Here is a 26,796-nt window from a genome sequence, read left to right as displayed (position 1 = left end):
CCCGCGTTGGTATGCCCCATGCAATTGAGTGCCCGCGGCTTCAGTGCATGCCCGCGCTCTGCCACACCCAGGAGTCCAGGCATGACATCGATCCAGAGTCTCGCAGCCGCCGCGTCCGCGGCCACGGTGCTGGCATGCAGCGCTCCAGCCGCAGCCCAGGTCGTGATCGGCCAGACCAGCGGCTTCACCGGACCCGTCGCGCCCGGCGTGATCGAGAACACCGAGGGCGCGCGTCTGTACTTCGACCATGTGAACCAACGCGGCGGCGTCAACGGGCAGCGCATCGAACTCGTCTCGCTGGACGACAAGTTCCAACCGGCACTGGCGGTCGAGAATGCGCGCAAGCTGATCAGCGACCCTCGCGTGGTGGCGCTGTTCCTCAACCGCGGCACACCGCACAGCGAGGCGATCCGGCCGCTGCTCGACGAACACAAGATCGCGCTGGTGGCGCCGTCGAGCGGCGCGATGTCGCTGCACGCGCCGGTGAATCCGTGGATCTTCAACGTGCGTGCGCCCTACCAGCTCGAGGTGATGCGGACGATCAAGCACCTCACGAGCTTCGATGTCAAACGCATCGCGCTGGCGATCGTCGACGACGCCTTCGGGGCCGACTGCCTGATCGGCGCGAACAAGGGCTTCGCGGAGGCCGGCGTGCAGCCGGCGGCGGTGATCCGCTTCGATCGCGACAAGCCCGATCATGCGGCGATCGCACAGGCGGCGGTCAAGACCGACGCGCAGGCGGTGCTGTTCGTCGGCGCGTCGGCGGCAGTGGCCGACGGAACACGCGCGCTGCGTGCGCAAGGCTCGCACGCGCAGGTCGTCACGCTGTCCAACAACGCGTCGCGCGGGTTCATCGAGCAGATGGGGCCGCACGCCCGCGGCACGATCGTGTCCCAGGTGTTCCCGCGCGAGCGCTCGCTGTCGGTACCGATGATCAAGGAGGCGCACGACCTGGCGGTGGCCAAGGGCGTGAAGGAAGTGACTCCCGCGATGGTCGAGGGATACGCCGCGGCCAAGGTGCTGGTCGAAGGGCTGCGCCGCGCGGGCCCACATCCGTCGCGCAAGGCTCTGCGCGACGCGCTCGAAGGCCTGCAGAAGGTCGACATCGGCGGCATGGAGGTGTCGTTCAGCCCGTCCAACCACACCGGCCTGAAGTACAGCGACCTCGCGATCATCGGTGCGCAGGGCACGTTCGTGCGCTAGGGGCTGTTAACGCTATGGAACTGCCAACCCACGAATCGACCATGACTGCACCGATCACGCCCGACACGGCAAACTTCGCCGGCACCGTGCATCGCGCCACGCTGCTCAAGCTGTTCGACCAGGTGCGACCGGGCCCGCAAACGTCATTGGGCCCTGACCTTGACGTTTGCGTCGCCGTGGAGAGTCCGCGGGCCTGTGTGAGACCCATGGGCCCGGCCGGGGGCGAGAGACGCCAGCCGTTGCAACTCCATGCGTGTCGAAGTCGCGCCGCCGCAGGGTCAGACTTCTCGCAACGCCCTGCGCTCAAACTGGCGGCTGCTGCCGCCGGACTCGGCTGCGTCCTGGTGCACGCGAGTGAGCGAAGCGTCAGCTTCGACTCGGTGGCGGCCGCGCAGCACGGTTTGGTTCCCACGGGCCATGGCGAAGTTTGTCTGACACTTGATGCGTGGACTGCCTTGCTGGACGAGCAAGATCGAGCCGCCTTGTCGGTCTTGTTCGGCGCCGGGCTGGCCGCGGGCTCCGTCGAGAGGATGTCGGTCCGGCTGGTTGGCACGACGGCGCAGAAAGCACGCCTGCTGGAGCTGACGTTCGTCGGCGTGCCCAACACATCGTTGCTGGTCGTGGCGTCGCGCGACGTCACCACGGAGCGGTCGCGCGAAGAACTGCGGCGACAGAAGGCTGCGGCGGAACGAGCGAGCCTCGCCAAAAGCGAATTCATGTCACAGGTGAGCCACGAACTGCGCGCGCCGCTCAACGCCATCCTTGGGTTCGCGCAGCTGATGGCGATCGACACAGCACTGTCTCCATTGCCGGCCGTGCATCGGCAGCGCCTGCAACTCATTCAGCACTCCGGTCGTCGTTTGCTGGCGTTGATCGATCAGTTGCTGCAGCTGGGTTGCGCCGAGCATCGCCGGCAACATCTGAATCTGCGCGACCTGCCGGTGGTCCCCCTCGTCAAGCGCTGCCTTGACTCGCTCGAGCCGATGGCGCTCGAGAGGAATGTCCGGTTTGAGCTCCATGTCCGCGACGAAGACGCCACCGTGCGCGCGGACGAGCAAGTGCTCGAGCAGATCCTGACGAACCTCCTGACGAACGCGATCAAGTACAACCGGAGCGGCGGTCTGGTTCGCGTGCGCATCCGATCAGACCTCGACGTCGCGATGACGTTCGACGACACCGGTCACGGCATGTCCGAGGCCCAGCTCGGGCACCTGTTCGAACCGTTCAATCGCTTGTCGGCCAGCCACAGCCGCATTCAAGGCACGGGCTTGGGGCTGGTCATCACCAAGCAGCTCATCGAGGCCCTGGGTGGCAAGCTGGGCGTGTGGTCGCAAGTGGGCAAGGGCAGCCGTTTTCGGGTTCGCCTTCCGCTCGGCGATGCAGGCCTTGCGGTGGTCCCCGATGAGGGCTCGGACACGCTGCCCGCGCCGTGGGACAGCGGCCTGCGCTTCCGGATTCTGTACGTCGAAGACGACGAGATCAATGTGTTGCTGATGCGAGAGCTCTTCAACACGCAACCTGAATGGCAGCTCTGCGTGATGGGCACCGCGGCCGAGGCGATCGCGAGCGCCAAGGAGCATCCACCCGACCTGATCCTTGTCGACATGAACCTGCCCGACGCGGATGGCCTGCACGTGCTGCACGAACTCAAGGCAGACCCCCGAACCCGAGAGATCCGCTGTATCGCCGTCAGTGCCGACGCCGTGCCGCGACACGTCTCCGACGCGCTTCAAGCCGGCTTCGCAGACTATTGGACCAAGCCCCTGGATCTCGTTCGAACGGTGGATCGGATCAAGGATGCGCTCAGCTGATGACGCACCGCTTTCCCTTCGCGGCGCTGACCCTGTTCGCGGTGCTGGGAGTGAACGTCCGTGCGCAGCAGGGCGAGGCGGTTCGGCCCTTGCCGGAACTGGTCGCGGGCATCGTGCACTACACGCGTTGGCCAGACCCGCCCGCAACGCTGCGCCTGTGCGTGGAAGCCGGTGACGAACTCGCCGACGGCGACGGTGCGCGGCAGCTCTTCGAGGCGCTCGCGTTGCTGCCGGAGCGCCGGGTCAGCACGGTTGCGCGACGCATCGCGGGGGCGACCGCCGCGAGTCTGCAAGACTGCCAGGCGATCTACTTCGGGCAGGTATCCAGTGCGTCCTGGCGATACCTGCTGCAGGAGCTGGCGAACCAACCCGTGCTGACGATCGGCCCCGGCGAGGACTTCTGTTCCTGGGGAGGCGTGTTCTGCCTCGAACGCGCCGGCGCGTCCGTGCGGATCAAGGCCAACCTCGACGCGGTGGCACGCAGTGGCCTGCGCGTGAACCCGCAGTTGCTGCGCCTGACGCAGCGCGGCAAGGTGGCACGATGACGGACCGGCGCGTCATGTCGGTCGCGCCTTCCGTCGCCTCGCGCGTGCGGCGGGCGCAGTGGCGGGTCGCGTTGTTTGCGAGCACCGGACTCGCGCTGACCCTGTCGATCGCCGGCCTGGCCGTGCTGAGGGGACACGAGCAGAGCTCGATGCACCTGGTCGCGAGCTCGTTGGCGATCGCGGGCGAGCCGGCCCTGCGCTTCGGTGACCGCGCCGCCATGCAGGAGTTGATCGATCAGGTGGCCGGGCCCGCTCGGCTGGCCGAGGTCATTGTCCAGAACCGCAGCGGAGCGCCCTGGTTGCGGGCCGAGCGACCGGTCGACGGCACAGTCGACGCGTGGGCACGCCGCCTCGCGCGAGCGCTGCTCCCCGACGCCCCCAGCGCCGAAATCGGCGGCCCACATGACTCGATCGGCCGCATCGCGCTGCGCTCGAATGGCCAGACCCTGACGCAGTATCTGCAATGGGCCGCGCTCTGCCTGGCAGTGAGCGCCGCCGCGACGGCGCTCTTCGTCCGCTGGCACGCGCGCCGGCTCGCGCGTTGGATCACCGGCCCGATCGAGGCGCTGGCATCGCTGACGCGCGAAGTGCGCACCTCGCGCGACTTTGCGCGGCGTGCCGCGCCGGCCGCCGTCGGCGAGATCGATGCCCTCGCCGACGACTTCAACGCGCTGCTGTCGGAACTGCAGGCCCAGCAGGCGCTGATCGAGGCTCGTCATACCGACCTGCGGCGCGCCAACGAATCGCTGTGGTCCCTGAGCCGGCACGACACCCTCACCGGCCTGCCTAACCGCGCCTACCTCGGCGAGCGCCTCGCGCGCGTACTCGAGGAGTGCCGCCGGCACGGCTCGCGTGCGGGGCTGGTCTTCGCCGACAGCGACCGCTTCAAGCAGATCAACGACCGCTACGGCCACGCCGCCGGCGATGCGCTGCTGATCGAACTGGCGTCCCGGTTGCGCAGTTCAGTGCGCGAGTCCGACTTCATCGCGCGCCTGGGCGGCGACGAGTTCGTCATCGTGCTCACGCCCATGCGCCATCCGCAGGAGATCGACGTGCTGATCGAGCGCGTGCGCGGTTCGCTGAATCGGCCGGTACGCCTCCCCGGCGGCGGCGAGTTGGAGTCGATCAGCATGTCGCTGGGCGTGGCGGTCTACCCCGACCACGCCGACACGATCGACGACTTGATCCGCGCCGCCGATGCCGCGATGTACCGCGCCAAGGAGAGCCCGCAGCGCGGGGCCACAGCCACCTTCCTGCCGTCTGGCGACGCGCCCGGCGCGCCGCATCGGCCTTCCCGGGAAACCCTGCCATGACACCCACCGACCCACGCCTGCAATCCGCCGGACGACGGGGCAGCCTGCTCCTCGCGGCCAACGCGTTGCTCACCCTGGCCGGCTGCGCAGCCGCACCGCCGGCTTCGCAGCCTCCCAGCTCGGCGCAGCAGTCCGCGTTGCGCAGCCTGGGCTTTGCGCCCACCCAGGACGGTTGGGAGCTCGACATGTCTGCACGCATGAGCTTCCGCGTGGACGACTCGAGACTGGGTGCAGGGGATCTCGACATCTTGGGCCGTATCGCCGCCGTGTTGCGCAGCGCGGGCATCGAGCACATCACGGTCGAGGGTCATGCGGACGACCAGGGCAGCGAGCCGTACAACCTGCAGCTGTCCGAGCGGCGCGCCCAGACGGTCGCGCAGGCGCTGGCCGAGCGCGGCATGGCGCCCGGCAACATCGTGCGCCGCGGGCTCGGTTCGGCGCGACCCGTGGCCGACAACACGACCCCCGGCGGACGCGCGCGCAACCGGCGCGCGGTGCTGATCGTCGAGTCGCTCTGACACCGGCCGCTGTCGTCAAGGGCGCGCCGAGCCAGGAGCTCAGTCAATGACGCGGTCGGCGCGCTTCAGCACTTCGGCTGGGTTGATCAACCCAAGGTCATGGGCGGTCTTGACATCGAGGCACCGGGTCACGCCGGCCTCCGTGCGCAGGGTTCAGTAGCCGACGGTGAAGCGCTGGCGCGAGTGCGCGGGCTTTTCCAGTTCATCGAGAAAAGCGATCGCGAGGTCGGCGAAGCTGATCCAGCTCTTGCCGTCGGCGCCGACCAGCAGGTCGTCGCGGCCGAGGCGAAACTTGCCGGTGCGCTCGCCTTCGACGAGCAGCGCGGAGGGCGACAGGAAGCTCCAGTCCAGCACTTGCTCCTGACGCAAGGTGTCGAGATAGACGCCTCCGGCCGCGGCCTCCGCCTTGTACTCGGCGGGGAAGTTCGGCGTGTCGATGACCTTCAGACCGGGCGCCGCGAACAGGCTGCCCGCGCCGCCAACCACCAACAGGCGCTTGACCCCCGCCTTCTTCACCGGGTCGATGACGGCGCTGGCCGGAATGCCGGTGAAGTGCGCGGCGCTGAACACCGCGTCGTGGCCAGCCACGGCCTGTTGCAGCGCGTTGGCGTCGAGCACGTCGAGGTCTTTGACGGTCACACCGGCGCGTTCGCCGAGCTTGGAGGACGCATTGCGGGCGATGGCGGTTACGGCATGGCCGCGACGCAGCGCTTCTTCCAGCAACTGGCTACCGGCACGTCCGGTGGCACCGATGATGGCAATCTTGCTCATGGTGAGGTTCTTTCCGATGGGTTGATGAATTCGACTCGGCACTCGGCGGCTCGCGACACACATGCGCAGCCGCGCGGCCGCGGTACCCAGATGCTAGTTGCAGGCGATGGACCCGGAAACCCGCGAAGGAGACACAGTCTGTTTCGTCAATCGGTCGAATCGACACGCGCGGCCCCATGGCCAGTGTCGCCATCGGGCGGCGCACGATCCCGGCGATCGAAGAACGCTACGCAAGCATCGAGAGGCTGCTGGGCGTCGAGACCTTGCAGCCGGCGTACGACGTGCTCGACGCGCTGCTCGCGCCGCTCGGTTGCGCCCCCGCCGATGCGGCCGAGGCCGCCGAGACCGCCCCGGATTCCGGCGATAGGGCGTCGACCCAATCACCGACAGCTGCGAATTCGCGGAGCAGCGAATCGGCCGGTGCTAGAGTGATGTCACCATGCAGACAAGGCTTGGGCAGACGCGCGAGCGGGAGCTACTCGACCAGAATCGCCGCTTCTACGATTTGCTCTGGTCCGGTGCGAGGCTGGTCGAGCCGCAACGATTCAATACGTGGGCGCTCGTGCAATCACTGTTGCCCGAGTCCGGGAGCAGGCTCGAGGTTGCGCCGGGCCTGAGACCACGACTGCCGATCGAAGGCACGCAGTTCGTGGACATCAGCGCGCCGGCGCTGGCGAAACTTCAAGAACGCGGTGCGCAGGTCACGCTGGCCCAGGTCACTGCCCTGCCGTTCGCCGACTCTGCGTTCGACCTGGTGTGCGCGCTCGACATCATCGAGCACGTCGACGACGACGACGGCGCATTGTCCGAACTGTGCCGTGTCGCGAGGGACGGTGCGGCACTGGTGATCTCGATGCCCCTGCATCCTTCGCGTTGGACCTCGTTCGACGATTTCGTGGGCCACAAGCGGCGGTACGAACCGGCGCGCCTGATCGAGAAGCTGGCGCAACACCGCCTCGTGGTGGAGCGCAGCGCCGTGTATGGCATGCAGCCGCCCTCGTCGCGCCTGGTAGAGATCGGCATGTGGTGGCTTCTGCATCATCGCGAGCAGGCCATGTGGTGGTACAACCGCGCCTTCATGCCGCTCGGATTGCGGCTCCAGAAGGAGCTGTCGCTCGCGCCGGGAATGATTGCGACGGCCGAAGTCGACGAGATCCTCCTGGTGTGCCGAAGAAGCGGCACCGTCTTCCGCGCGTCGTGACCGTTCGCAGGGCGTTCAAGCGCGCCGCGCAGGCGGCAGGCTCGGCTTGCCGCACGCGAGGAACCGGCTGTCATCGATGCCCATATCCTCGGCGACCTGTCGCCGGTCTGAACCCAGATCGCCGCTGAACCGGACAGTCAGGACGACCGGATGCCGCCCTTCGTGGATGGCGTCGTCAGCAACCTGTGCATGTCGGCCAAGAAGCGATCGAAGTCCAGCGGCTTGGTCCAGTACTCGGCCACTCCGTGGGCCCGTGCCTGCGCCACCGACTCGGGCATCGCGCTCGCCGACACCGCGACGACAGTGAGATCCGAGGTTGCCGGATCGGCGCGGAGCGAGTCCAGCACGGCGAAGCCGTCCATGTCGGGGAGCTGCATGTCGAGCAGCACGAGATCCGGGCGCAGCGATCGCGCGAGGTCGATGCCACTTGCGCCATCCTCGGCCTGCACCAGCAGCACGCCACTCCAGCGCGCGAGCAACTGTTCCACGAGCATCAGATTGACGGGGTTGTCTTCGATGTAGAGCACGACGCCGGCCGGCGCCGCCGTGTCGGCGCTCGAGTCGTCGAGCGCGGCGCGGGCCGATGGCATGAACGCCGGCGTGTCGCTCGCCTCGGTGACCCGGTGGGCCTGGAGCGAGACGCGCACGCGTGTGCCCCGCCCGAACTCACTGTCGACGTCTATTCGACCGTCCATCAGCCGCACCAGTTGGCGCGTCAGCACCAGGCCGATGCCCGTGCCTTGCACACCGCTGCGCTCCTGGCCCAGCCGATTGAAAGGCTCATACAAATGGGCCAGCTGATCGGGCGTCATGCCGATGCCGCTGTCGACCACGTCGATCAGAACCCTGTCCGCATCGTTGGCCACCTCGATGCGCACCGACCCGCCGCAGCGGTTGTACTTGACCGCATTGGAAAGCAGATTGATCAGCACTTGTCGCAGGCGGATCGGGTCGGCGAGCACCCACACCCGCAGCGCCTCGCGATCGAGCGCCACCAGGCTCACGCCGAGCGGCTGCGCCAGCGGCTCGGCCATGTACAGCGCCTCTTCGAGCAGCGGGCCAAGCTCGACGGCCTGTGCCTGCACCTGCAGCTGACCGATCTCGATGCGCGACACATCGAGCAGATCGTTGATCAGCGCCAGCAAGTGCCAGCCTGCGCAGCGGATGTGGTCGAGCTGAGCCAGCTGCTGTGCGCTGAGCCGATCCTGCGCATCGACCCTCAACAGCTGGGAGAAGCCAAGCACCGCGTTGAGCGGCGTGCGCAGTTCGTGGCTCATGCGCGACAGGAATTCGCTCTTGGCGCGGCTCGACGCTTCGGCCGTGCGCCTCGCTGCGGCCTCCACTTCGACCTGCTTGCGTTCGCGCAGCGTCACGATGCCAAAAGCGAGATTGCCCGCCAGCTCGCCGAGGATGCCGACCTCGTCGGCGTCGAAGCCATCGACTTCGCCGGAGTGGATCGCCAGGACCCCGAAGGCCTGGCCCTCGCTCTTCAGCGGTAGCGCGACGACAGACCGATAGCCGCGACGCGCGGCCTCGTTCCGCCATGCGGCCAGATGGGGGTCGTTCTGGATGTCGCGCGAGATGCTGGGCTGCCCCGTCCGAACCGCCGTGCCTCCCGGTCCGCGGCCGTACTCGCTGTCTTCCGACCAGCTCACTGTCGGGCCCCGGACGAAGCCCCCTTCCACACCGCCATAGGCGGCGGGCCGCCACGACTTGGCCTCGTCCCGTTCGGCGAACGCGACCATCGCCATGCGATAGCCGCCCTCTTCGACCGCGATGCGGCACACGTCCTGCAGCAGGCTGTCTTCGTCGGAGGCGAGGATCAATGCCCGGTTCGAGCTGCGCAGCAACCGCAAGGCACGGCTGGTCCGGGCCAGCTCGACGGCAGCCTGTGGCGGCGCCTCCGGATCCGGCGCATTCGTCGCAACAGGGTGCTCAGACATGACGACCGCGAGTCGTGACGAAACGGAGCATCGGCGCATCTCCCGAGGTGGCGCCCACACTCTACGCGCGTTGCGGCCCTGCCCCACGGGTGCAGCTCGCGCGGCCTCATCATCGTGGTGCGGATGACGCGCAAGCCATTCGCTCTCAAGGCGCGCGCTGCGTGAACTTCCCCACGCACCCCCGCGCGCGGTTCCAGTATCGTTCACCACTTTGTTTGCGGACAAGACATGAGAACGATCGTTGGAACCGCGTTTGCGGTATGGCTGCTCGCCGCAAGCGCGACGGCGCGTGCCGACGTTCAGGGTGCCGGCGCCTCCTTTCCGTCCAAGGTGTACGAAAAGTGGGCCGCGCGGTACGAGCGTGACAGCGGCACGCGGGTGACCTACAAGCCGACCGGCTCCGGCGACGGGATCAGGCAGATCACCGAGCGGCACGTCGCGTTCGCCGGCTCCGATTCACCGCTGTCGAAGGACGAGTTGGCTCGCCGCAGGCTGATTCAGCTGCCGATGGTCGTCGGTGGCATCGTGCCGGTCATCAACGTACCCGGCGTCGCCGCGGGTGCACTGCAACTGGACGGCCGGACGCTCGCCGACATCATGCTCGGGACGATCGCGCGTTGGGATGACCCGCGCATCGTCGAACTCAACCGAGGTGTGCGGCTGCCGCCTCTTGCGATCCGCCGGATCGTGCGCGCCGAGAAGTCGGGCACCACGGAAGGATTCGCGCGCTACCTGACGCAGGTGTCGGGCGCGTTCAAGGAGCAGGTCGGCGTCTCGCAACTGCCAAAGTGGAGCGGGACGGTGATCTCCGCCGAAGGCAACGACGGCGTCGCGAAGGCGGTCAATGCAACCCAGGGAGCCATCGCGTACGTCAGCTACGACCGTGTTGCGCACGACGGCCTGCTCGACGTGCGGCTGCGCAACGCGGCGGGCAACGTGGTTCGCGCATCCGAAGGCAGCTTTCGCGCTGCGATCGTCGAAAGCGAACTGAGCCGAACGGGTGACGACCTGGCCAGCCTGATGGACCGGCCTGGCAGCGAAACGTGGCCGATCACCTTGGCGACATTCGCGCTGGCAGATGCCAACCCGGAGTCGGCCGACGCTGCGGCGCCGGCGCTGCGGTTCCTTTACTGGTGCTTCCTGCATGGCGATGATTTGACCCGCGGCACCGGATTCGCGCCGCTTCCGATCACAGTGCAGTCACGCCTCGCTGCTCGCTTCGCGAGCGTCAAGGCCCGCGACGGAAAGGTCGTCAACTACGTCAGCAACTGAGGCGCGCTCGCAACCGCGTGGCTCGAACTGCCCTATCATGCGTCTCATGTCCTTGATCGTTTCGACCCTCTGCGTCGCCCCCGCGGCACGAGCCCAGCGAGCTGCACGAGCCCGCCGCTCGTTGCTGTGCGCCGCGCGTGAGAGACCGAAGCCGATGATCTAGGCACCAGACGATCTCTCCCCCGAAAGGCCACGGCTCATCCCCGTGGCCTTTTTCTTTGTCCGCCCACTTTGAAAGGCTTGTCATGATCGACCCGCAGCCCTTGCCGTTCAACCACCTGATGCCCGTCACCGAACGCCCCGCCGAGGTGTTTGTTCGCGGCGAGGGCGCCTGGCTGTGGGATGCCGCCGGCAAGCGCTATCTCGATTGGTTGCAAGGCTGGGCCGTCAACGCGCTGGGGCACTGCCCGCCGCTCATCACGCAGGCGCTGCAGGCGCAGTCCACGCAGCTGCTCACGCCGAGCCCCGCGCTGTACAACCTGCCTGCGCTCCGGCTCGCGGCGCGCTTGTGCGAGCTCAGCGGGTTCGCTCAGGTGTTCTTCGGCAGCACCGGGGCGGAGGCCAACGAAGGTGCGATCAAGCTGGCACGCAAGTGGGGCCGCATCCAGCGCGCGGGGGCACACGAGATCATCACCTTCGAGAACGGCTTTCACGGCCGCAACTTGGCGACCATGGCGGCCAGCGGCAAGGCGGGCTGGGACCGGCTCTTTCCACCCCAGATGCCAGGGTTCGCCAAGGCCCGTCTGAACAACCTCGACTCTGTCATCGGTGCGATCAACGAGCGCACCGTTGCCGTCATGCTGGAGCCGGTGCAAGGCGAAGCCGGCGTGCGACCCGCCTCACCGGCCTTCCTCAAGGCCCTTCGCCAGTTGTGCGACGCGCGCGGCCTGCTGTTGATCTTCGACGAGATCCAGACCGGCTGCGGCCGTCTGGGGCAACTCTTCGCCTTTCAGCAGTCGGGCGTCACGCCGGACATCATGACCCTGGGCAAGGGCCTGGGCGGCGGCGTGCCGATTTCCGCCGTATTGGCGCAAGCGCACTGCAGCGTCTTCGAGCATGGCGACCAGGGAGGAACCTACGCTGGCAACCCGCTGATGTGCGCCGTCGGTCTGGAGGTGCTGAACGTCCTGAGCCAAGCCGAGTTCCTGGCCAATGTGCGGGCCACGGGCCGGTGGCTGCGCAGCGGACTGGAAGATCTTTCGGCGCGCATGGACCTGGGCGAGGTGCGTGGCGACGGGCTGTTGCTGGCACTCGACCTGGGTACCGACACGGCAGCGGCGGTGGTCCGCGAGTGCCGCGCACACGGCCTGCTCGTGAACGCCGCTCGACCCGATTGCCTGCGATTCATGCCGCGGCTGAACAGCACCGCCCACGAGGTTCAGCAGGGCTTGGAGACACTGGGCGCCGTCTTGCGCCGAGCCCGGAAGCCGGCGATTGCTGCGTCGTAGCGTGCGGACGCGCATGAAGCGTGACGGCCGAATGAGTCGCCCGCCAAGATGCTCCCATGGCAATTCTGCGAAGGAGCGCAGGCATCGGAAGTTGCGGTTCACCCCGCCGACGTGGACTGCTCACCCGGCGGAGAAATGCTCACCCAGCGCACGCCGCAACACGTCGACGGCGACGTGCCGGTGCGGGGTCCGGTACGCCAGCGCCAGACCGATCTGGAACGGCTCTTCGAAGCGCAGCCGTTTGTAGACGACGCCCGAGCGACCGATGGCGGTCAGGGATCTCGGCACGAGCGCCACACCGCGCCCTTCCGCGATCAGGCTCAGCAGCACATGGTGATCCTGGGGCTCAGGCAGGCGTTCCGGCGCGAAATCCAGCCGGCGGAACACCTTCTCGAAATGATCGTAGTACGCCGGATTCAGTGAGCGCTTGAACCAGAACAACGGGCTGGCGGCGAGCTCCCCCAGCTCGATCTTCTGGCGCTGCGCCAGTGGATGCGAACTGGGCAACGCGACCGTGAGCGGATCGTCGGTCAACTTCTCGACGACCAGGTCGGCGGTCTCGGACGGCAGGCCGATGATCGCCGCGTCGAGCCGCCCGCGGTGCAAGTCATTGATCGAGAGCTGCGAGATCTGCCGCTTGATGATCAGACGCAGCCCGGGCACCAGTGCGAGAAGTGCCGGCTCGAGCCAGCTGAACAGCGACGCGTCGACGACCGTGGTCAGTCCGAGGCGCAGGGGGATGCGCGACGCCACCCCAGGGGCCTCCCGTTGCGCGAATCGGTTTGCCAGCTTGTCGGCGCGCGCGAGGATGTCCCGTGCCTCGCGCAAGACTTCGCTGCCCTCGGCCGTCAGCTCCACCCCGCGCCGATCGCGCACGAGCAGTTGCACGCCCAGCTCCCCTTCCAGCGCCTGGATCTGACGCGTGAGCGGCGGTTGCGTCAACGCGAGTCGATCGGCGGCACGCCTGAAGCTCGACGCTTCGGCGACGGCGACGAAATAGCGGAGGTGCCTCAACTCGAGGTGGACGCTCATGACCGGATCCCTTGATACCTGAACAGTATCACCTGAAAGGAAATGGCGCCGCGCGTGCCCGCGGCCTATCTTTGTTCCATCAATCAAACAGGAGTCGACATGGAAGACGCACGCACCGCCGCCGGCCTCAAGCTGCTTGCGCAGATCGAAGGCAACCCGCAGGCCTCGATCGTGGCCGCGTTGGCCGACGTGGCCCCGGACCTTGCCCAACTCGCGATCGGATTCGCCTACGGCGAGATCTATGGCCGCCCGGGACTCGATCTGCCCCAACGGCAGCTCGTGACGGTCTCCGCACTCGCGGCCATGGGCGGATTGGAACCCCAGTTGCGATTCCACGTCGCAGGCGCCTTGAATGCGGGATGCCGCCCGCAGCAGCTGGTCGAACTGATGATCCATCTCGTGGTCTATGCCGGATTTCCGGCTGCGCTGAACGGAACCGTGGTCCTGCGCCAGGTCTTCCAGGAGCGAGGAATCGTTGTCGAGCCCACCGCATCGAAACCGCCGCACGACACGCATCAGGCAGGCATGGCGGCGCTGCGCGAGATCGACGGCGAAGCGGGAGAGAAGGTGATCTCGTCCCTGAAGGACATCTCGCCCGATCTCGGGCGCTCGATCATCGACTTCGCGTTCGGACAGGTCTACACCCGCGAGGGGCTGGACCTGCACCCGCGCGAGCTGATCACGGTGGCCTCGCTCGCGGCGATGGGGTGCGCAACACCGCAACTCAAGGTTCATACCCACGGCTTCCTGAACGTGGGCGGCACCCGGGAGCAACTGGTGGAGATCGCGATCCAGATCGCCGCCTACGCCGGCTTCCCGCGTGCCATCAACGCCGCGCTTGCCATCCAGGACGTGCTGCGCGAGCGCGCCAAGGGGCACTGAACTAAGCGTCACGGGCGGAGCAATCACCGCTCTCGGTAGAGCACCATTCCGGCGTGGTAGAGGATGCCGTCGCGAAACTGGCCATCCGCGGTGAAGCGCGTACCGTTCGAAGGCGTTGAAGCCTGTCGTCGTCCCAGTGCAACCTGACGCCATTGGAACCGCCCAAGAATTCCTCGACCCATCCACCAAGGAGTTCGCAATGGCAAAGGTTCTCGTTCTCTACTACAGCAGCTACGGCCACATCGAGACGATGGCGCAGGCAGTCGCCGAAGGAGCCCGCAGCGGCGGCGCGGAGGTCGTGATCAAGCGCGTGCCAGAGATCGTGCCCGAAGAGGTTGCGAAGGCCTCGCACTTCAAGATCGATCAAGCCGCTCCGCTGGCGACCGTGGACGAGCTGCCCGACTACGACGCGATCATCTTCGGCGTGCCGACGCGCTTCGGCAACATGGCGGCGCAGATGAAGAACTTCCTCGACCAAACCGGCGCACTGTGGTTTGCCGGTAAATTGGTAGGCAAGGTCGGCTCGGTGTTCGCGAGCACGGCAACTCAGCACGGCGGCCAAGAGAGCACGATCCTCAGCACACACACGGTACTGCTACACCAAGGAATGGTCATCGTTGGCCTTCCGTATACGTGGGCTGGCCAGATGAAGCTCGACGAAATCACCGGCGGCAGCCCCTATGGCGCCACCACGATCGCCGGCGGGGACGGCTCGCGCCAACCCTCTGCCAACGAACTCGAAGGCGCACGCTTCCAGGGCAAGCACGTCGCGCAAATCGCCGCGAAACTGGCCGCCTAAGGCCCGATCGAGCCCAAATCGGAATCTCAGGCGCGCATCACGCGCGCTGGCAACCCAAGCAAGCGTCGCGCTTCGGCCACCGTCGCGGGCCGTCGCGAGGACTCGGCGCACAGGTCGGCGATCTGGTGCACGAGCGCGGCGTTCGACGGTGCGAGGGTGTCCTTGTCGAGCCGCACATTGTCTTCCAACCCGGTGCGGCAGTGGCCGCCGAGTTCGAGCGACCAGCGCGCCAGCGGCAACTGCTCGCGACCGATGCCGGCGCCGGTCCAGGTCGCGTTCGGCGACAGGCGCTTGAGCGTCCTCGCATAGAACTCGAGCACTTCGCGGTCGGGCGGCATCGCGTTCCTGATGCCCATGATGAACTGGCAGTGCAGCTCGCCGCGGATGATGCCTTCGCGCTGCAGACGCACGGCCTGGAAGATCATCGACAGATCGAAGACCTCGATCTCCGGCTTCACCTCGTACTCCGCCATCTCGCGCGCCAGCCACTCGATCAGCTCGGGCGGGTTGTCGTACACGCGGTTCGGGAAGTTCACCGAGCCGGCGGCAAGCGAGGCCATGTCGGGCCGCAGCTGGAGCATGCCGCCGCGCTCGCGCCCGGCGCCGGATCTGCCCCCGGTCGATACCTGCGTGATCATGCCCGGTGCGTGCCGGCGTATGCCATCGAGCACCTGCGCGAAGCGCTCGGGCGCCGAGGTCGGCGTCTCGTCGTCGTTGCGCACGTGCAGGTGAACCAGCGTCGCACCGGCTTCGAACGCAGCCTGGGTCGACTCGATCTGCTCGTTGACGCTGATCGGGACCGCAGGGTTGTCCTTCTTGCGCGGCAGCGAACCCGTGATCGCGACAGAGATGATGCAGGGTGTGGTCATGCGATGCGTCCCAATCCCCACCGCCAGGGCCTGATCTCGACCGTGCCATAGACGCCGCCGAGCACGTACGGGTCGCCGGCGATGAAATTGCGCACGTCGGCGATGTCGTGCGCTTCGACGACGAGCAGGCTGCCGTTCATCGCGCCCGCCTCGTCGGTGGTCGGGCCGCCGAGCACCACCTTCAGCCCGTCGGGTGCACCTTCGCGCAGGCGTGCGCGGTGAGCCTCGCGAACGCGCCCGCGCTCGGCCGTCATGCCGGGCCGGTCGGTGGCCCAGATGGCGAAGTGCGTTGCTTCACTCATTCCGCGTCGGCGAGCACGAAGGTGTGCTCGAGGGTCGTGAATGGCGCCGTGAAGTGCGACCCGTCCGGCGCCTTGCCTTCGGCGTGCTCCACGAAGCGGCCGATCAGCGACGAACGCACGCCGAACACGACGTCCGAATCGAGGTACGGATCGGGCGACTTGAAGAGGTGTGTGACCAGCGTCTGGTAACCCGGGGCGCTGATCATGAAGTGCACGTGCGCCGGCCGCCACGGATGGCGCCCGCTCGCGACCAGCATGCGGCCCACCGGCCCGTCGGTCGGCACCGGGTACGCGGTCGGCACGATGCTGCGAAACTGCACCACGCCTTCGGCATCGCTGCGCAGCACACCGCGCGCGCGCCGCGCATCGCCGAGCTCGGGGCGCTGCACGTCGTACAGGCCCTCCTCGTCGGCCTGCCACACGTCGACCACGGCCCCGGCGATCGGCTTGCCATCGAGGCCTTGCACATGCGCCGTCACGAACAGCGCCCTGCCGGGCGCGTCGCCAGCGATGTCGGCGTGCTGCGGCAGAACCGGCGCGTCGCCGGTGTGGAACGGGCCGAACACGGTCGCTTCGGTGGCACCCGCGGGCTTCGCGTGGTTCAGCGCCACCGTCAGCATCGAGACGCCCAGCGTGTCGGACAGCAGGATGAACTCCTGCCGCTTCGCATCGCACATCTGGCCGGTCTCGGTGAGGAAGTCGATGCCGAGCTTCCACTCGGGCTCGGTCAGCTTCACCTCGCGAACGAAGTCGTGCAGGTGGCGCACCAGTGCGCTCAGCACGTCCTTCAGGCGCGCATCGCTGCAGCCTTCGAGCCGCTGCAGCATCGCTGCGGTGATGGTGTGTTCGTTGATGTTGCGCATACCTCAACCTTTCAACGTTCGTTGGGTCGGAAACGCCACCCAACCCCAGCGCTGCTGCACGAACCCGGCGACCCCCTGGCGGAAGAACAGCGTGACGATGATCGCCAGCAGCCCGAGCCCCATCAGATACCAGGTGCCGTAGTCGCTGAAGAACTTGTTCAGGGCCCAGAACACGACCGCGCCGACGATCGGCCCCTCGATGCGGCCGATGCCGCCGACCACGACCATGAAGATCGCGAATGCGGTCCAGTTGACGCTGAAGGCGGCGTCGGGCGAGATGCGCAGGTTGCCGACGAAATACAGCGCCCCGGCGAGCCCCGCGCCCACCGCCGCGACGACATACACCGCGAGCTTCATCCTTTGCACTGCGATGCCCTGCGATTCGGCGGCGACTTCGTTGTCGCGGATCGCCAGCAGCGCGAGCCCCTGCTTGCTGCGCAGGAACAGGTAGACCAACGCGACGCAGGCCACGACGCACGCCAGCGCGACCCAGTAGGTGGTGCTTTCGCGCGTCGCCTTGTCGATGCCGCGCAGCGCGGTGAGGCTCGTGCCGGAACCGCCGCCCACCGCCGAAACATTCGCGATGCCGAGACGGAAGACCTCGGAGATGACCCAGCTGCCGATCGCGAAGTAGCCGCCCGACAAGCGGAACGCGACACGCGACACCGGCACCGCGACGAGGCCCGCCGCCAGCGCCGCGAGCGGAATCGCGACGAAGGGATTGATGCCGCCGAAGTTGCCGAGCGCCAGCATCGCGTAGCCGCCGATGCCGAAGAACGCCTGCTGGCCGATCGAGACCATGCCGCCGTAGCCGGCGAGCAGGTTCCACATCGACGCGAAGATGAAGTAGCACGCGATCTCGACGAACTCGCGCATCCAGCTCGATTCGCCCCAGAACGGCAGGCTGGCCGCAACCCCGACCAGCACGACGGCCACGCCGAGCGTGACCTGGCTCAGGAGCGTGCCGCGCACGACGATCGGTTCGGCCGCGGAGGCGGCACGCGGCACAGCAGCCGGGATCGTCGTCGAAGGCGAGATGGCGCTCATGGTGTTCAACCTCGTGTCTTCGGAAACAGGCCCTGCGGGCGCACGACCAGCACGATCAGGAAGACGATGTGGCCGATCCAGATGCCCCAGCCGGGGTCGATGCGAAACCCGATCTGCTGCGTCACGCCGAGCAGCATCGCGCCGCAGAAGGTGCCCCAGAACGAGCCCATGCCGCCGATGATCACGGCCTCGAAGGCGAACAGCAGCAGCAGCGGCCCGTCGCTCGGCGCGACCGTCGTGCGCATCGCCTGCAGCACGCCGGCGATCGCGATCGTGACGAATGCGATGCCGGTCGCCAGCGCGTAGACCTTGCGCGCGTCCAGCCCCATCAGCTCGGCGATCTCGCGGTCGTCGGAGACCGCGCGAAACGCGCGACCGATGCGCGTGTGGCCGAACAGCCATTGCAGCGCGAAGGTGCACGCGACAGCGACGCCGAAGATCACGAGCGGCAGCACGCCGGCGGTCAGCGAGCCGACGTTCAGGCTTTCGGTCGCCAGCGCGCCGCTGTCGAGCGAGCGCGGGTCGGCCGAGAAGAGCTGCTGCAGCCCGTTCTGGATCACGATCGCGAGCCCGAACGTGACGACCAGCGATGGCAGCGGGTCGCGACCGAGCGTGCCGTTGAGCACATAGCGCTGCAGCGCGTAGCCGAAGGCGAAGGCGATCGGCAGCAGCGCGAGCCCGATCAGCACCGGATGCAATGCCACCAGCCCCGCGCTGGCGATCGCGGCGAATGCGCCGAGCACGATGAAGTCGCCTTGCGCGGTGTTCGTCAGCCGCATCACGCCGAACATCAGCGACTGGCCGAGCGCAAACAGGCAGTACAGGCCGCCGAGCAGCAATCCCTGGAGCAAGGTGTCGATCATGGCCGCGCTCAGTGGGTTGCTTCGAGGCCGAAGTACGCGGCAGCGATCTGCTCACGCGTCAGCTCGCCCGATCGGCCTTCGAGCGAGATCCGGCCTTCCTGCAGGCAGACGACACGCTGCGAGACACGCTGCGCCAGGCCGATGTCCTGCTCGACGATGACCACGCTCATGCCCTCGCCGACGATCGCCGGCATCGCGTCGTAGATTTCCTTGATGACGATGGGCGCGAGGCCGAGCGAGAGTTCGTCGCACAGCAGCAGCTTCGGGTTGCTCATCAGCGCGCGACCGATCGCGACCATTTGCTGCTGGCCGCCGGACAGCGACGTGCCCGGCAAGTTGCGCTTCTCGGCCAGGATCGGGAACAGCGCGTACAAGCGTTCCAGGCTCCACGGCCCCGGGCGCTCAGCAAACGCGCCCATCAACAGGTTCTCTTCGACCGACAGGCTCGGGAACAGGCGCCGCCCTTCGGGCACCAGCGCCAGGCCGAGGCGCACGATCGCGCCCGGCGCGCGGCCGCCGATCGCATCGCCGCGCCAGTGCACCATGCCGGGCTCGACCTTCACGAGCCCGGTCAGCGACTTCAGGAACGTGCTCTTGCCAGCACCATTGGCACCGATGATCGCGAGCAGCTCGCCTTCGGCCAAATGGAAGTCGATGCCGAACAGCGCCTGCGCGTCGCCATAGAACGCTTCGAGGCCACGCGTCTCGATCAAGACCGTCATGCCACCGCCTCCAAGCCCATGTAGACGCGCTGCACCTCAGGGTCCTTCATCACCGATTGCGGTTCGCCCTCGGCGAGCTTCGCGCCGAAGTTGATGACGAAGAGCCGATCGGCCAGAGACAGCAGCGCGTGCACGACGTGCTCGATCCAGACCATCGTGACGCCGGAGGCCTTGATGCGCGCGAGCTCGCCCACCAGTTCCTTCGCCTCGTGCTCGGTCAGCCCGCCGGCGATCTCGTCGAGCAGCAGCAGCTTCGGCTTCGTGGCGAGCGCACGCGCCAGCTCGAGGCGCTTGCGGTCCAGGAGGCGCAGCGACGCGGCAGGCCGGTTCGCCTGTGCGGCCAGCCCGGTCTGCTCGAGCACCGCACGCGCCGTCTTCCAGGCCGCGCGCTCGGGCTCGCCGCCGCCGAAGCAGGCCGCGGTCACGAGGTTCTCGAACACCGTCATCGCACCGAAGGGCTGCGGCACCTGGTAGCTGCGGCCGATGCCGCCACGGCAGCGCCGGTGCGGCGCGAGGCGCGTCACGTCCCGGCCGTCGTATTCGACGCGGCCGGCGTCGCAGCGCACGTCGCCCGAGATCAGGTTGAACAGCGTCGTCTTGCCGGCGCCGTTTGGTCCCAGGATGCCGAGCGTCTCGCCCGCTTCGACCGCGAGCGAGATATTGTCCGTGACCTTCACCGCGCCGTAGGACTTGCTGACACCATGCAGGCTGAGCAGCGCCATGACGTCAGATCAGCTTCAGTGCGCCGCCGGTCGGGATAGCCGGCGCGGCCTGGTTGTTGACGATCACGAGCTCGGTCTTGTACTTCGATCCCTTGCCCCACTGGCCGAGCACCAGCGGCGTCTTGCTGACGTTCTTCATCGGCCCCGCCCCGCCCCACTTCACCGGCCCGACCACGGTCGCCAGCTGCGTCGCCACAACGGCGTCGCGCACGTCCTTCGCGCCCGTGCCCTTGGCGCGCTTCAATGCATCGGCCGCCACCTCGAACAACGCGTGGGCGAAGCCGATCGGCTGCGTCCACTGCTTCTTCGTGCCGGCCTCGTAGGCCTCGGCCAGCGCCTTCGCACTCTGCTTCGTCAGCGACGACGCGAACGGGTGCGACGGGCTCCACCACACCTCGGTGCTCAGGCCATCGCCCAGCTCGCCGAGCGCCTCGATCGCGCCCGGGAACAGCAGCGCCTTGCCGAGCGTGATGACCTTCGGCTTGAAGCCCTGCTGGCGCGCCTGGGTCAGGAAGGTCTTCGCATCGGGCGGGATCACGACGCCGGTCACGATCTCGACCCCTGCCTTCTTGAACGCGGCGATCTGGGCCGAGAAGTCCTGCGTGCCGTTCTGGAAGCGGCCCGGGTCGAGCAGCGTGAAGCCCATCGCCGACAGCGGCTTCGGGAAACCCAGCTCCTTGTCGCCCCACGCGTTGCCGTCGCCGTCGTTCGGGAACAGCCCGCCGACCTGCTTGTTGGTCGCGACCGTCTTCCAGCCGTTGGTGAAGTTGGCGATGACGTCTTCCAGGCCCCAGAACAGGTGATAGGTCCACGCGAAGCCCTTCGCCGGGTCGCCCTTGCGGCCGAAGAACCACGGCTGCCACGGCACGACGCTGGAGATGCAGGGCACCTCGTTGAGCTCGCAGGCGTCGCTGACCGGGTTCGCGGTCTCGGGCGTGCCGGCCGTCAGCACGAGCGCGACCTTGTCCTTCAGGATCAGGTCGTTGGCGACTTCGCCGGCGCGATTCGGATTGCTCTGGCTGTCCTTCAGCACGATCTGCACGTCGTGTTTCTTGCCGCCGATCACGAGGCCGTCCTTGAACGCGGCCCGCATCTGCTCGATGACCCACTTGTCGGCTTCGCCGAACGGCGCGAGCGGGCCGGTCTGCGGCGAGACGTAGCCGATCTTCACGGCGTCGGCGGCCCACAGGAGCGGCGTCGCGCTGCCGAACGCGAGCGCGGTGCTGCCCTGGATCAACTGGCGGCGGTTGAGTGCCATGGGATGTCTCCTCTTGTGTTTGTGTGTGTCGGTCGGGGGATCAGGGGGCGGCGCCGTCGTAGGCGCGTTGCAGCAAGGCCCGAAGCGCGGCCCGATCGAGCAGGCGCGGATTCGGGTAGGGCGTCTTCGCCGCCAGGTCGGCGGCGCGGTCCAGGCCGCCTGCGGGCATGCCGATTTCCCTGAGCGACGTCGGCGCGCCGAGCGTGCGTGCGAGACGCTGCAGCGCAGCCGGTGCGTTGCCCGACGCATCGCCGAGCGCACGCGAGATCGCGGCCATCGCCTGCGGCGCGGCCTCGGCGTTGTAGGCCAGCGCATGCGGCAGCACGACGGTGTGCGTCTCGGCGTGCGGCAGGTTGAAGCTGCCGCCCAGCGTGTGGCAGAGCTTGTGGTGCAGCCCCATCGCGACCTGGCCGAGCACGGTGCCGCACAGCCATGCGCCGTAGAGCGCATCGCTGCGCGCCTCGAGGTCGGTGGGCGAACGCTGGATCAACGGCAGCGCACGCGCCAGCGCGCGAATGCCGTCTTCGGCCATCAGGCCGATGATCGGATTCCCATCGTGCGCGTACAGCCCTTCGGCCGCGTGCGCGATCGCGTTGAGACCGCTCGTGACGCTCAGGCCTGCGGGCAGCGTGACGGTGAGTTCGGGATCGTAGATCACCGTCCTCGGCATCACGCGCGGGTCGCGGCCCGTCTTCTTTTCGCCGCCTTCGGTGAGGCCGTAGATCGGCGTCATCTCGCTGCCGGCGTAGGTGGTCGGGATCGCGAGGATGGGCAGCCCCGAGTCGAGCGCGATCGCCTTGCCAAGCCCCGTGGTCGAGCCGCCACCGATCGCGACCGCGCAGTCGGCACCCAGGCGCGCAGCTTCGGCACGCGCTTCGCGGGCGCTTTCGATCGGCACATGCATCACCGCGCCTGCGAACACGCCGGCCGCGCGATCGCCGAGCATCTCGGCGATGCGCCAGGCGCTCGCGCCTTGCTCGGGCGTCGAGAGGACGAGCGCGCGTTTCGCGCCGATCGCCTCGATCTCGGCGCCCAGCCGTGCCAGGCTGCCGGCGCCGAACACCACGCGCGGCAGTCGCGCATCGAAGACGAACGGCGTCACGATGGCCTCTTGAAATGCGGTGGGATCTGCGCGTCGACGTTGATCCACACGCTCTTGACTTGCGTGTACTCGCGCATCGCGTCGAAGCCCATCTCGCGGCCGTAGCCGCTCTGGCCCACACCGCCGAACGGCGAGCCCGGATTGACGCGCTTGTAGCTGTTGACCCAGACCATGCCGGCGTGCAGGTCACGCGCGACGCGGTGGGCGCGCTGCAGGTCGCGTGTCCACAGGCCGCTGCCCAGGCCGTAGTCGGTGCCGTTGGCAATCACCAGCGCTTCTTCGTCGGTCTTGAAGGTGAGCACGGTCACGAATGGGCCGAAGACTTCTTCCTGCGCCACGCGGTCGCGGTGCGACTTCGCGCGCACGACGGTGGGCTCGACGTAGCAGCCGCGCGCCAGTTCACCCGCGGGCGACTTGCCGCCGGCGAGCACCTCGCCGCCTTCGCTCTTCGCGACGTCGACATAGGCCAGCACGCGCTCGCGATGCTGCGCGCTCGTCAGCGGCCCCATCTCGGTCTCGGGATCGAGCGGGTTGCCGAGCCGGATCGACCGGGCCAGTGCGATGAACTTGTCGAGGAAGGCGTCGGCGATGTCTTCGTGCAGCACCAGCCGCGATCCGGCGATGCAGGCCTGGCCCTGGTTGTGGAAGATGGCCCACGCGCTGCCGTTGACCGCGGCCGTTAGGTTGGCGTCGGCGAAGACGATGTTCGGGCCCTTGCCGCCGAGCTCGAGCTGCACCTTCTTCAGGTTGCCCGCACTCGCCTGCACGATGCGCCGGCCGGTCGCCGTGCTGCCGGTGAACGCGATCTTGGCAATGCCCGGGTGTTCGGCGATCGCCTGGCCAGCGACGTGGCCGAGCCCCGGCACCATGTTGACCACACCATCGGGCAAGCCCGCCTCGGCCATCAGCTCGGCGATGCGAAGCGACGTGAGCGGCGTGATCTCGGCCGGCTTCATCACGATCGTGTTGCCGGCCGCGAGCGCGGGCGCCATCTTCCAGCTCGTGAACATGAGCGGGAAGTTCCACGGCACGACCTGCCCGACAACGCCCACCGGCTCGCGCAGCGTGTAGTTCAGGAAGCCCGCCTCGACGGGGATCGTCTCGCCCTGGAACTTGTCGGCCATGCCGCCGAAGTAGCGGAAGCAGGCGGCCGTGCGCGGCACGTCGAGCGCGCGCGAGTCGCGCAGCGGGTGGCCGGTGTCGAGCGACTCGAGTCGCGCCAGCTCCTCGGCGTTGGCTTCGATGAGGTCGGCGAGCTTGAGCAGCACACGCCCGCGATCGGCCGCGGGCATGCGGCTCCACGCCGGGAAGGCGCGCGTCGCCGCGGCGACGGCCTTGTCGATGTCAGCGGGGCCGGCCATCGCGACGTTGGCGATCGGCGTGTTGTCGTGCGGGTTGAGCGTGGGCATCACCTCGCCTGATTCGGCGTCGACGAAGCGGCCGGCGATGAAGAGCTGGTGGCGGATCGGCCGAGTCAACCCGGCCGCGCGCTCGATGGCGGCGGTGTCCATGATGAAAGTTCCGGGCTCAGAACTGGACCGGAATCGCCGGGCTCTCGCCCTTCTCGATCTCGTAGACCAGGTTCGGCGAACCGTTCTCCCACACCAGCAGCATCGAGCGCTTCGGGCTGTAGCCCTGGTGGCGGCAGTAGGCCGGCATGGCCGCCATGTCGCCCGCCTTCATGATCACGCGCGCCATCGGCTTGCCGCTGACCTTGTCGCCGCAGTCCCAGTGGATTTCGTCGGTCATCTGGAAGAACCACTCGACGCGGTCGTTGCCGTGGATGATGGGCAGGATGTGCTCTTCGGTGGTCGGGCACATGTAGCTGTACTTCACGACCGAGGTGAAGCTCGGGTTCCACGTGACCTGCGATCGAGACAGGAAGCCGAACAGGTTGAAGGCGTGCACCTCGTTCTCGAAACCCGGCTCGGGGTGCAGTTCGGGTTCGGCCTGCGGCACGTCGGCGAAGGCGCGGTTGATCGGCGCGCCGCGCGCGTCGCTGCGCAGCGCGAGGTCGTCCTTCAGCCCGACGCAGCGCTTCGCGAGTTCGCGTGCCCGCGTGATCTTGGCGGTGTTGTTGCCGCGCTTGCGGCCGTACGGAGAGCCGGTCTCCTGCGGCGCGGCGAACGGGTCGAAGCTCTCGTTGGTCCAGTCGTCGAGCATCTGCTCGAAGGTGGCGCGGATCTGCGCCGTCGGGAAGGTCTCGAGCTGGTCGACGCCGGCTTCCTTCATCGTGCCGTTGTACGCGCCGGCGTAGAAGTCGACCGACTGGTAGTGGTTGACGGTGCCGATCACGTTGTCGAAATTGACCCAGCCGTAGAAGAAGCCCCAGGCCACGTCGCGCATCAGTGCGCGCAGGTAGCTGCCGGCGTCGGCTGTGTGGCTCATCGGGCGGCCGTCGCGCGTGGTCCAGCCGATGTGAACGAAGTATTCGTCGCGACGGAAACTGAAGCCACCGAGCTGGAAGGACTTGTAGCCCAGTGTCGGATGCGGTTGCGAGGCATCGACGCGCACGGCGTCGGCAGTGTTCGTGGTCATGGTTCTCTCCGTTCTCGGACTCGTTCAGCCATTCAGGCGGTCTGGCAGATCTCGGCCCAGCGCTCGATGCTCAGGTCGCCCTTGCAGGTCTGCAGCACGATCACACCCGGGCGTGCGCTGCGGAACTGGTAGGCCGTGTTCTTGGGCAGCAAGCCCTGGTGGCCGCGCGTCAGCCGCATCCAGCCCATCTTCTGGCCGCGCGGCTCGCCTTCGACCAGCACGGCGCCGTTGTGCTCGGTGTCGGGCACGGTCTGGGCGGCATCAAGCTTCACGAGCTGGACATCGATCTCGCCATCCATCACGAGCGCGAACTCGTCGTGGGCGCAGGTGTACCAGGGCGAGCTGCCCTCGGCGCGCAAGGTCTCGAGCACGTAGATCTGGTTCTGCCCGAAGACGACCTTCTCGTACGGCTTGCTCTTGCTCGCGATCTCGAAGCAGTTCGAGAACGCGTAGTGCCTGACGTCGTCGTCGATGATCTGCACGCCGCCCTTCTCGTAGTGATCGAGCGAGCCGAAGGCGGTCTTGTAGACGGGTTTCGTGTCTGTGCTTGCCATCGTTGCCTCCTGGTGTGGATTGAGGCAAATCGTAGGCGCGCCGCCGCCGGGCCACTAGACGGCAGGTCGCAACTTGATTGTTCGATGATCGCGAACAAAGAGAAGGGGAAACCCCTATGTCATACGGCGGGACTCACTCGATCACCCGGCGCTGCAGCAAGCCGCGTTCGATCAGTGCCTCGTCCCATGGTGGTGTGCTCGCGAAGCTGCTCGTGACCATGTCGAGGAACAGCTTGAGCTTGAGCGAGTTGCGCTGCGATGTCGGGTAGAAGATCGACAGCCAGAAGGCCGTCAACTGGTGGTTCGGCAGCACGATGCGCAACTGCCCCGACAGCACGGCATCCGACGCGACCAGGGTCGGGATGCAGACGATGCCGGCATGTTCGAGCGCGTACTCGCGCAGCAGGTGCACGCTGTTGGTCAGCATCGCCGGCTTGAGCTCGAGCGAGACCACGTCGCTCGGGCCGTGGAAGGCGATGCGCTCGCGCGTCGGGTAGCCCGAGTACCAGCCGATGCGGTGGCCCAGCAAGTCGCGCGGGCCGCGCACCGTGCCGTTGCTGCGCAGGTAGTCGGGCGAGGCGCACAGCACGCGTCGCACCGGGAACAGCTTGCGCGACACCAGTTCTTCGGAACGCGGCGGGAAGATCTGCAGTGCGCAGTCGAAGCCTTCCTTCACCGGGTCGATGGCGGCGTCGCTCACCAGCATGTCGAGCACGATCTGCGGATAGCGTTGCTGGAACAGCCGCAGCACCTTCGCCAGGTGGCCGAGCACGAAGCCGGGCAGCGCGTGGATGCGCAAGCGGCCGACCGGCGAGGTGCCGACCTCGCGCATCTGATCCACCACCTCGTTCGTGCGGCCGACGAGCTCGACGCAGTCGCGCAGGAAGGTGCGGCCCAGGTCGGTGAGCTGGACGCTGCGCGTGTTGCGCATGAACAGCGGCGCGCCGACGAAGGTCTCGAGCTGCTGGATGCGCGTGGTCATCACCGACCGCGAGATGCGCAGCTGGCGTGCGGCCTCGGCAAAGCTGCCGGCTTCGGCGACTCTGACGAACGATTCGATCGCGAGGTATCTGTCCATGCGTTGCGGATCCACGCGGGCCGCGCCGGCCCGCCATCCGGGAGCATGGCACGCGGCTGAGGCAGCAGGTCCTAGGACGTTCACCGTGCCTCATCAGCTTGCGCGCATGGAGGCGCGCTCGCTGATCAGCAAGGACCAGA

The 26,796-nt window shown here is 67.6% G+C and carries 27 protein-coding genes; 10 read left to right on the top strand and 17 right to left on the bottom strand.

Going from position 1 to position 26,796, the window contains the following annotated elements; translation table 11 throughout:
- Positions 1–81 precede the first annotated feature (81 nt).
- The 5 genes from AC1DTW_RS03925 to yfiB are packed head-to-tail and all read left to right on the top strand — an operon-like array spanning position 82 to position 5,390.
- Complete coding sequence (locus AC1DTW_RS03925) at positions 82–1,203, top strand: ABC transporter substrate-binding protein (protein WP_477979326.1); 1,122 nt, start codon at positions 82–84, stop codon at positions 1,201–1,203.
- A 41-nt stretch (positions 1,204–1,244) separates the two neighbouring features.
- Positions 1,245–3,014, top strand: coding sequence for an ATP-binding response regulator (locus AC1DTW_RS03920; RefSeq protein WP_477979324.1), 1,770 nt, complete (start codon positions 1,245–1,247; stop codon positions 3,012–3,014).
- Complete coding sequence (gene yfiR / locus AC1DTW_RS03915) at positions 3,014–3,559, top strand: regulatory sequestration protein YfiR (RefSeq protein ID WP_477979322.1); 546 nt, start codon at positions 3,014–3,016, stop codon at positions 3,557–3,559. Before AC1DTW_RS03920 ends, yfiR begins: the two co-directional genes overlap by 1 nt.
- A complete protein-coding gene (gene dgcN, locus AC1DTW_RS03910; protein WP_477979320.1) occupies positions 3,556–4,872 on the top strand; it encodes a diguanylate cyclase DgcN/YfiN in 1,317 nt (438 codons plus the stop codon). The genes yfiR and dgcN overlap by 4 nt, the downstream gene beginning before the upstream one ends.
- Positions 4,869–5,390: an outer membrane lipoprotein YfiB gene (yfiB, locus tag AC1DTW_RS03905; RefSeq protein ID WP_477979318.1), complete on the top strand. Its 522-nt coding sequence runs from the start codon at positions 4,869–4,871 to the stop codon at positions 5,388–5,390. Before dgcN ends, yfiB begins: the two co-directional genes overlap by 4 nt.
- 153 nt (positions 5,391–5,543) lie before the next feature.
- Here yfiB and AC1DTW_RS03900 read toward each other — a convergent pair whose 3' ends face one another.
- Positions 5,544–6,161, bottom strand: a complete 618-nt coding sequence (locus AC1DTW_RS03900) for an NAD(P)-dependent oxidoreductase (protein WP_477979316.1) — start codon at positions 6,159–6,161, stop codon at positions 5,544–5,546.
- 439 nt (positions 6,162–6,600) lie between these two features.
- Between AC1DTW_RS03900 and AC1DTW_RS03895 the strand changes: the two genes are divergently transcribed.
- Positions 6,601–7,362 carry a class I SAM-dependent methyltransferase gene (locus AC1DTW_RS03895; protein ID WP_477979314.1) on the top strand — a complete coding sequence of 254 codons (762 nt, stop codon included), beginning with the start codon at positions 6,601–6,603 and terminating at the stop codon, positions 7,360–7,362.
- 137 nt (positions 7,363–7,499) lie between these two features.
- Here the strand turns inward: AC1DTW_RS03895 and AC1DTW_RS03890 are convergent, their stop codons facing one another.
- Positions 7,500–9,305, bottom strand: a complete 1,806-nt coding sequence (locus tag AC1DTW_RS03890; RefSeq protein WP_477979312.1) for an ATP-binding protein — start codon at positions 9,303–9,305, stop codon at positions 7,500–7,502.
- Between the two features lie 228 nt (positions 9,306–9,533).
- Here AC1DTW_RS03890 and pstS point away from each other — a divergent pair, with 228 nt between their 5' ends.
- Positions 9,534–10,577 (top strand): phosphate ABC transporter substrate-binding protein PstS, encoded by a 1,044-nt coding sequence (gene pstS / locus AC1DTW_RS03885; protein WP_477979310.1) that lies wholly within the window; start codon positions 9,534–9,536, stop codon positions 10,575–10,577.
- A gap of 245 nt (positions 10,578–10,822) precedes the next feature.
- Positions 10,823–12,025 carry an acetylornithine transaminase gene (locus AC1DTW_RS03880; protein WP_477979308.1) on the top strand — a complete coding sequence of 401 codons (1,203 nt, stop codon included), beginning with the start codon at positions 10,823–10,825 and terminating at the stop codon, positions 12,023–12,025.
- A 120-nt stretch (positions 12,026–12,145) separates the two neighbouring features.
- Here AC1DTW_RS03880 and AC1DTW_RS03875 read toward each other — a convergent pair whose 3' ends face one another.
- Entirely contained in the window at positions 12,146–13,057 is a 912-nt protein-coding gene (locus tag AC1DTW_RS03875; RefSeq protein ID WP_477979306.1) for a LysR family transcriptional regulator, read from the bottom strand.
- Positions 13,058–13,156: 99 nt separating this feature from the next.
- Here AC1DTW_RS03875 and AC1DTW_RS03870 point away from each other — a divergent pair, with 99 nt between their 5' ends.
- Positions 13,157–13,939 carry a carboxymuconolactone decarboxylase family protein gene (locus AC1DTW_RS03870; protein WP_477979304.1) on the top strand — a complete coding sequence of 261 codons (783 nt, stop codon included), beginning with the start codon at positions 13,157–13,159 and terminating at the stop codon, positions 13,937–13,939.
- 23 nt (positions 13,940–13,962) lie between these two features.
- On the opposite strand, the gene AC1DTW_RS03865 is transcribed toward AC1DTW_RS03870, so the two are convergent.
- Positions 13,963–14,121, bottom strand: a complete 159-nt coding sequence (locus AC1DTW_RS03865) for an Atu4866 domain-containing protein (protein WP_477979805.1) — start codon at positions 14,119–14,121, stop codon at positions 13,963–13,965.
- Between the two features lie 17 nt (positions 14,122–14,138).
- On the opposite strand from AC1DTW_RS03865, the gene wrbA reads away from it, so the two are divergent.
- Positions 14,139–14,738 carry an NAD(P)H:quinone oxidoreductase gene (gene wrbA / locus AC1DTW_RS03860; RefSeq protein WP_477979302.1) on the top strand — a complete coding sequence of 200 codons (600 nt, stop codon included), beginning with the start codon at positions 14,139–14,141 and terminating at the stop codon, positions 14,736–14,738.
- A 26-nt stretch (positions 14,739–14,764) separates the two neighbouring features.
- On the opposite strand, the gene AC1DTW_RS03855 is transcribed toward wrbA, so the two are convergent.
- The 13 genes from AC1DTW_RS03855 to AC1DTW_RS03795 all read right to left on the bottom strand — a co-directional run bounded on the left by AC1DTW_RS03855 (position 14,765) and on the right by AC1DTW_RS03795 (position 26,656).
- On the bottom strand, positions 14,765–15,607 hold the full coding sequence (locus tag AC1DTW_RS03855; protein ID WP_477979300.1) for a 3-oxoadipate:acetyl-CoA acetyltransferase: 843 nt from the start codon (positions 15,605–15,607) through the stop codon (positions 14,765–14,767).
- Complete coding sequence (locus AC1DTW_RS03850) at positions 15,604–15,909, bottom strand: YciI family protein (RefSeq protein WP_477979298.1); 306 nt, start codon at positions 15,907–15,909, stop codon at positions 15,604–15,606. Before AC1DTW_RS03850 ends, AC1DTW_RS03855 begins: the two co-directional genes overlap by 4 nt.
- Positions 15,906–16,772, bottom strand: coding sequence for an intradiol ring-cleavage dioxygenase (locus tag AC1DTW_RS03845; RefSeq protein WP_477979296.1), 867 nt, complete (start codon positions 16,770–16,772; stop codon positions 15,906–15,908). Before AC1DTW_RS03845 ends, AC1DTW_RS03850 begins: the two co-directional genes overlap by 4 nt.
- 3 nt (positions 16,773–16,775) lie before the next feature.
- On the bottom strand, positions 16,776–17,819 hold the full coding sequence (locus AC1DTW_RS03840; RefSeq protein WP_477979294.1) for a branched-chain amino acid ABC transporter permease: 1,044 nt from the start codon (positions 17,817–17,819) through the stop codon (positions 16,776–16,778).
- 5 nt (positions 17,820–17,824) lie between these two features.
- Positions 17,825–18,682, bottom strand: a complete 858-nt coding sequence (locus AC1DTW_RS03835) for a branched-chain amino acid ABC transporter permease (RefSeq protein ID WP_477979292.1) — start codon at positions 18,680–18,682, stop codon at positions 17,825–17,827.
- An 8-nt stretch (positions 18,683–18,690) separates the two neighbouring features.
- Positions 18,691–19,404 (bottom strand): ABC transporter ATP-binding protein, encoded by a 714-nt coding sequence (locus AC1DTW_RS03830; protein WP_477979291.1) that lies wholly within the window; start codon positions 19,402–19,404, stop codon positions 18,691–18,693.
- Positions 19,401–20,126, bottom strand: a complete 726-nt coding sequence (locus AC1DTW_RS03825; protein WP_477979289.1) for an ABC transporter ATP-binding protein — start codon at positions 20,124–20,126, stop codon at positions 19,401–19,403. The genes AC1DTW_RS03830 and AC1DTW_RS03825 overlap by 4 nt, the downstream gene beginning before the upstream one ends.
- A gap of 4 nt (positions 20,127–20,130) precedes the next feature.
- Positions 20,131–21,384, bottom strand: coding sequence for an ABC transporter substrate-binding protein (locus AC1DTW_RS03820; RefSeq protein ID WP_477979287.1), 1,254 nt, complete (start codon positions 21,382–21,384; stop codon positions 20,131–20,133).
- 40 nt (positions 21,385–21,424) lie between these two features.
- Positions 21,425–22,486 (bottom strand): maleylacetate reductase, encoded by a 1,062-nt coding sequence (locus AC1DTW_RS03815; protein ID WP_477979284.1) that lies wholly within the window; start codon positions 22,484–22,486, stop codon positions 21,425–21,427.
- On the bottom strand, positions 22,483–23,952 hold the full coding sequence (locus tag AC1DTW_RS03810) for an aldehyde dehydrogenase family protein (protein WP_477979803.1): 1,470 nt from the start codon (positions 23,950–23,952) through the stop codon (positions 22,483–22,485). Before AC1DTW_RS03810 ends, AC1DTW_RS03815 begins: the two co-directional genes overlap by 4 nt.
- Before the next feature lie 61 nt (positions 23,953–24,013).
- A complete protein-coding gene (locus AC1DTW_RS03805; protein ID WP_477979282.1) occupies positions 24,014–25,024 on the bottom strand; it encodes a hydroxyquinol 1,2-dioxygenase in 1,011 nt (336 codons plus the stop codon).
- Between the two features lie 32 nt (positions 25,025–25,056).
- Positions 25,057–25,578, bottom strand: coding sequence for a cupin domain-containing protein (locus tag AC1DTW_RS03800; protein WP_477979280.1), 522 nt, complete (start codon positions 25,576–25,578; stop codon positions 25,057–25,059).
- Positions 25,579–25,711: 133 nt separating this feature from the next.
- Positions 25,712–26,656 (bottom strand): LysR family transcriptional regulator, encoded by a 945-nt coding sequence (locus AC1DTW_RS03795; protein WP_477979278.1) that lies wholly within the window; start codon positions 26,654–26,656, stop codon positions 25,712–25,714.
- Positions 26,657–26,796 lie beyond the last annotated feature (140 nt).

The organism is Rhizobacter sp. P5_A1, assembly GCF_056400745.1.
The sequence above is the reverse complement of the archived record's forward strand: the minus strand, read 5'-3'. Positions and strand labels throughout refer to the sequence as shown.

Bases quoted from the DNA above. Each gene is read 5' to 3' on its own strand.
- AC1DTW_RS03925 (WP_477979326.1), top strand. From the start codon at position 82: ATGACATCGATCCAGAGTCTCGCAGCCGCCGCGTCCGCGGCCACGGTG.
- AC1DTW_RS03920 (WP_477979324.1), top strand. From the start codon at position 1,245: ATGACTGCACCGATCACGCCCGACACGGCAAACTTCGCCGGCACCGTG.
- yfiR (WP_477979322.1), top strand. From the start codon at position 3,014: ATGACGCACCGCTTTCCCTTCGCGGCGCTGACCCTGTTCGCGGTGCTG.
- dgcN (WP_477979320.1), top strand. From the start codon at position 3,556: ATGACGGACCGGCGCGTCATGTCGGTCGCGCCTTCCGTCGCCTCGCGC.
- yfiB (WP_477979318.1), top strand. From the start codon at position 4,869: ATGACACCCACCGACCCACGCCTGCAATCCGCCGGACGACGGGGCAGC.
- AC1DTW_RS03900 (WP_477979316.1), bottom strand. From the start codon at position 6,161: ATGAGCAAGATTGCCATCATCGGTGCCACCGGACGTGCCGGTAGCCAG.
- AC1DTW_RS03895 (WP_477979314.1), top strand. From the start codon at position 6,601: ATGCAGACAAGGCTTGGGCAGACGCGCGAGCGGGAGCTACTCGACCAG.
- AC1DTW_RS03890 (WP_477979312.1), bottom strand. From the start codon at position 9,305: ATGTCTGAGCACCCTGTTGCGACGAATGCGCCGGATCCGGAGGCGCCG.
- pstS (WP_477979310.1), top strand. From the start codon at position 9,534: ATGAGAACGATCGTTGGAACCGCGTTTGCGGTATGGCTGCTCGCCGCA.
- AC1DTW_RS03880 (WP_477979308.1), top strand. From the start codon at position 10,823: ATGATCGACCCGCAGCCCTTGCCGTTCAACCACCTGATGCCCGTCACC.
- AC1DTW_RS03875 (WP_477979306.1), bottom strand. From the start codon at position 13,057: ATGAGCGTCCACCTCGAGTTGAGGCACCTCCGCTATTTCGTCGCCGTC.
- AC1DTW_RS03870 (WP_477979304.1), top strand. From the start codon at position 13,157: ATGGAAGACGCACGCACCGCCGCCGGCCTCAAGCTGCTTGCGCAGATC.
- AC1DTW_RS03865 (WP_477979805.1), bottom strand. From the start codon at position 14,121: ATGGGTCGAGGAATTCTTGGGCGGTTCCAATGGCGTCAGGTTGCACTG.
- wrbA (WP_477979302.1), top strand. From the start codon at position 14,139: ATGGCAAAGGTTCTCGTTCTCTACTACAGCAGCTACGGCCACATCGAG.
- AC1DTW_RS03855 (WP_477979300.1), bottom strand. From the start codon at position 15,607: ATGACCACACCCTGCATCATCTCTGTCGCGATCACGGGTTCGCTGCCG.
- AC1DTW_RS03850 (WP_477979298.1), bottom strand. From the start codon at position 15,909: ATGAGTGAAGCAACGCACTTCGCCATCTGGGCCACCGACCGGCCCGGC.
- AC1DTW_RS03845 (WP_477979296.1), bottom strand. From the start codon at position 16,772: ATGCGCAACATCAACGAACACACCATCACCGCAGCGATGCTGCAGCGG.
- AC1DTW_RS03840 (WP_477979294.1), bottom strand. From the start codon at position 17,819: ATGAGCGCCATCTCGCCTTCGACGACGATCCCGGCTGCTGTGCCGCGT.
- AC1DTW_RS03835 (WP_477979292.1), bottom strand. From the start codon at position 18,682: ATGATCGACACCTTGCTCCAGGGATTGCTGCTCGGCGGCCTGTACTGC.
- AC1DTW_RS03830 (WP_477979291.1), bottom strand. From the start codon at position 19,404: ATGACGGTCTTGATCGAGACGCGTGGCCTCGAAGCGTTCTATGGCGAC.
- AC1DTW_RS03825 (WP_477979289.1), bottom strand. From the start codon at position 20,126: ATGGCGCTGCTCAGCCTGCATGGTGTCAGCAAGTCCTACGGCGCGGTG.
- AC1DTW_RS03820 (WP_477979287.1), bottom strand. From the start codon at position 21,384: ATGGCACTCAACCGCCGCCAGTTGATCCAGGGCAGCACCGCGCTCGCG.
- AC1DTW_RS03805 (WP_477979282.1), bottom strand. From the start codon at position 25,024: ATGACCACGAACACTGCCGACGCCGTGCGCGTCGATGCCTCGCAACCG.
- AC1DTW_RS03800 (WP_477979280.1), bottom strand. From the start codon at position 25,578: ATGGCAAGCACAGACACGAAACCCGTCTACAAGACCGCCTTCGGCTCG.
- AC1DTW_RS03795 (WP_477979278.1), bottom strand. From the start codon at position 26,656: ATGGACAGATACCTCGCGATCGAATCGTTCGTCAGAGTCGCCGAAGCC.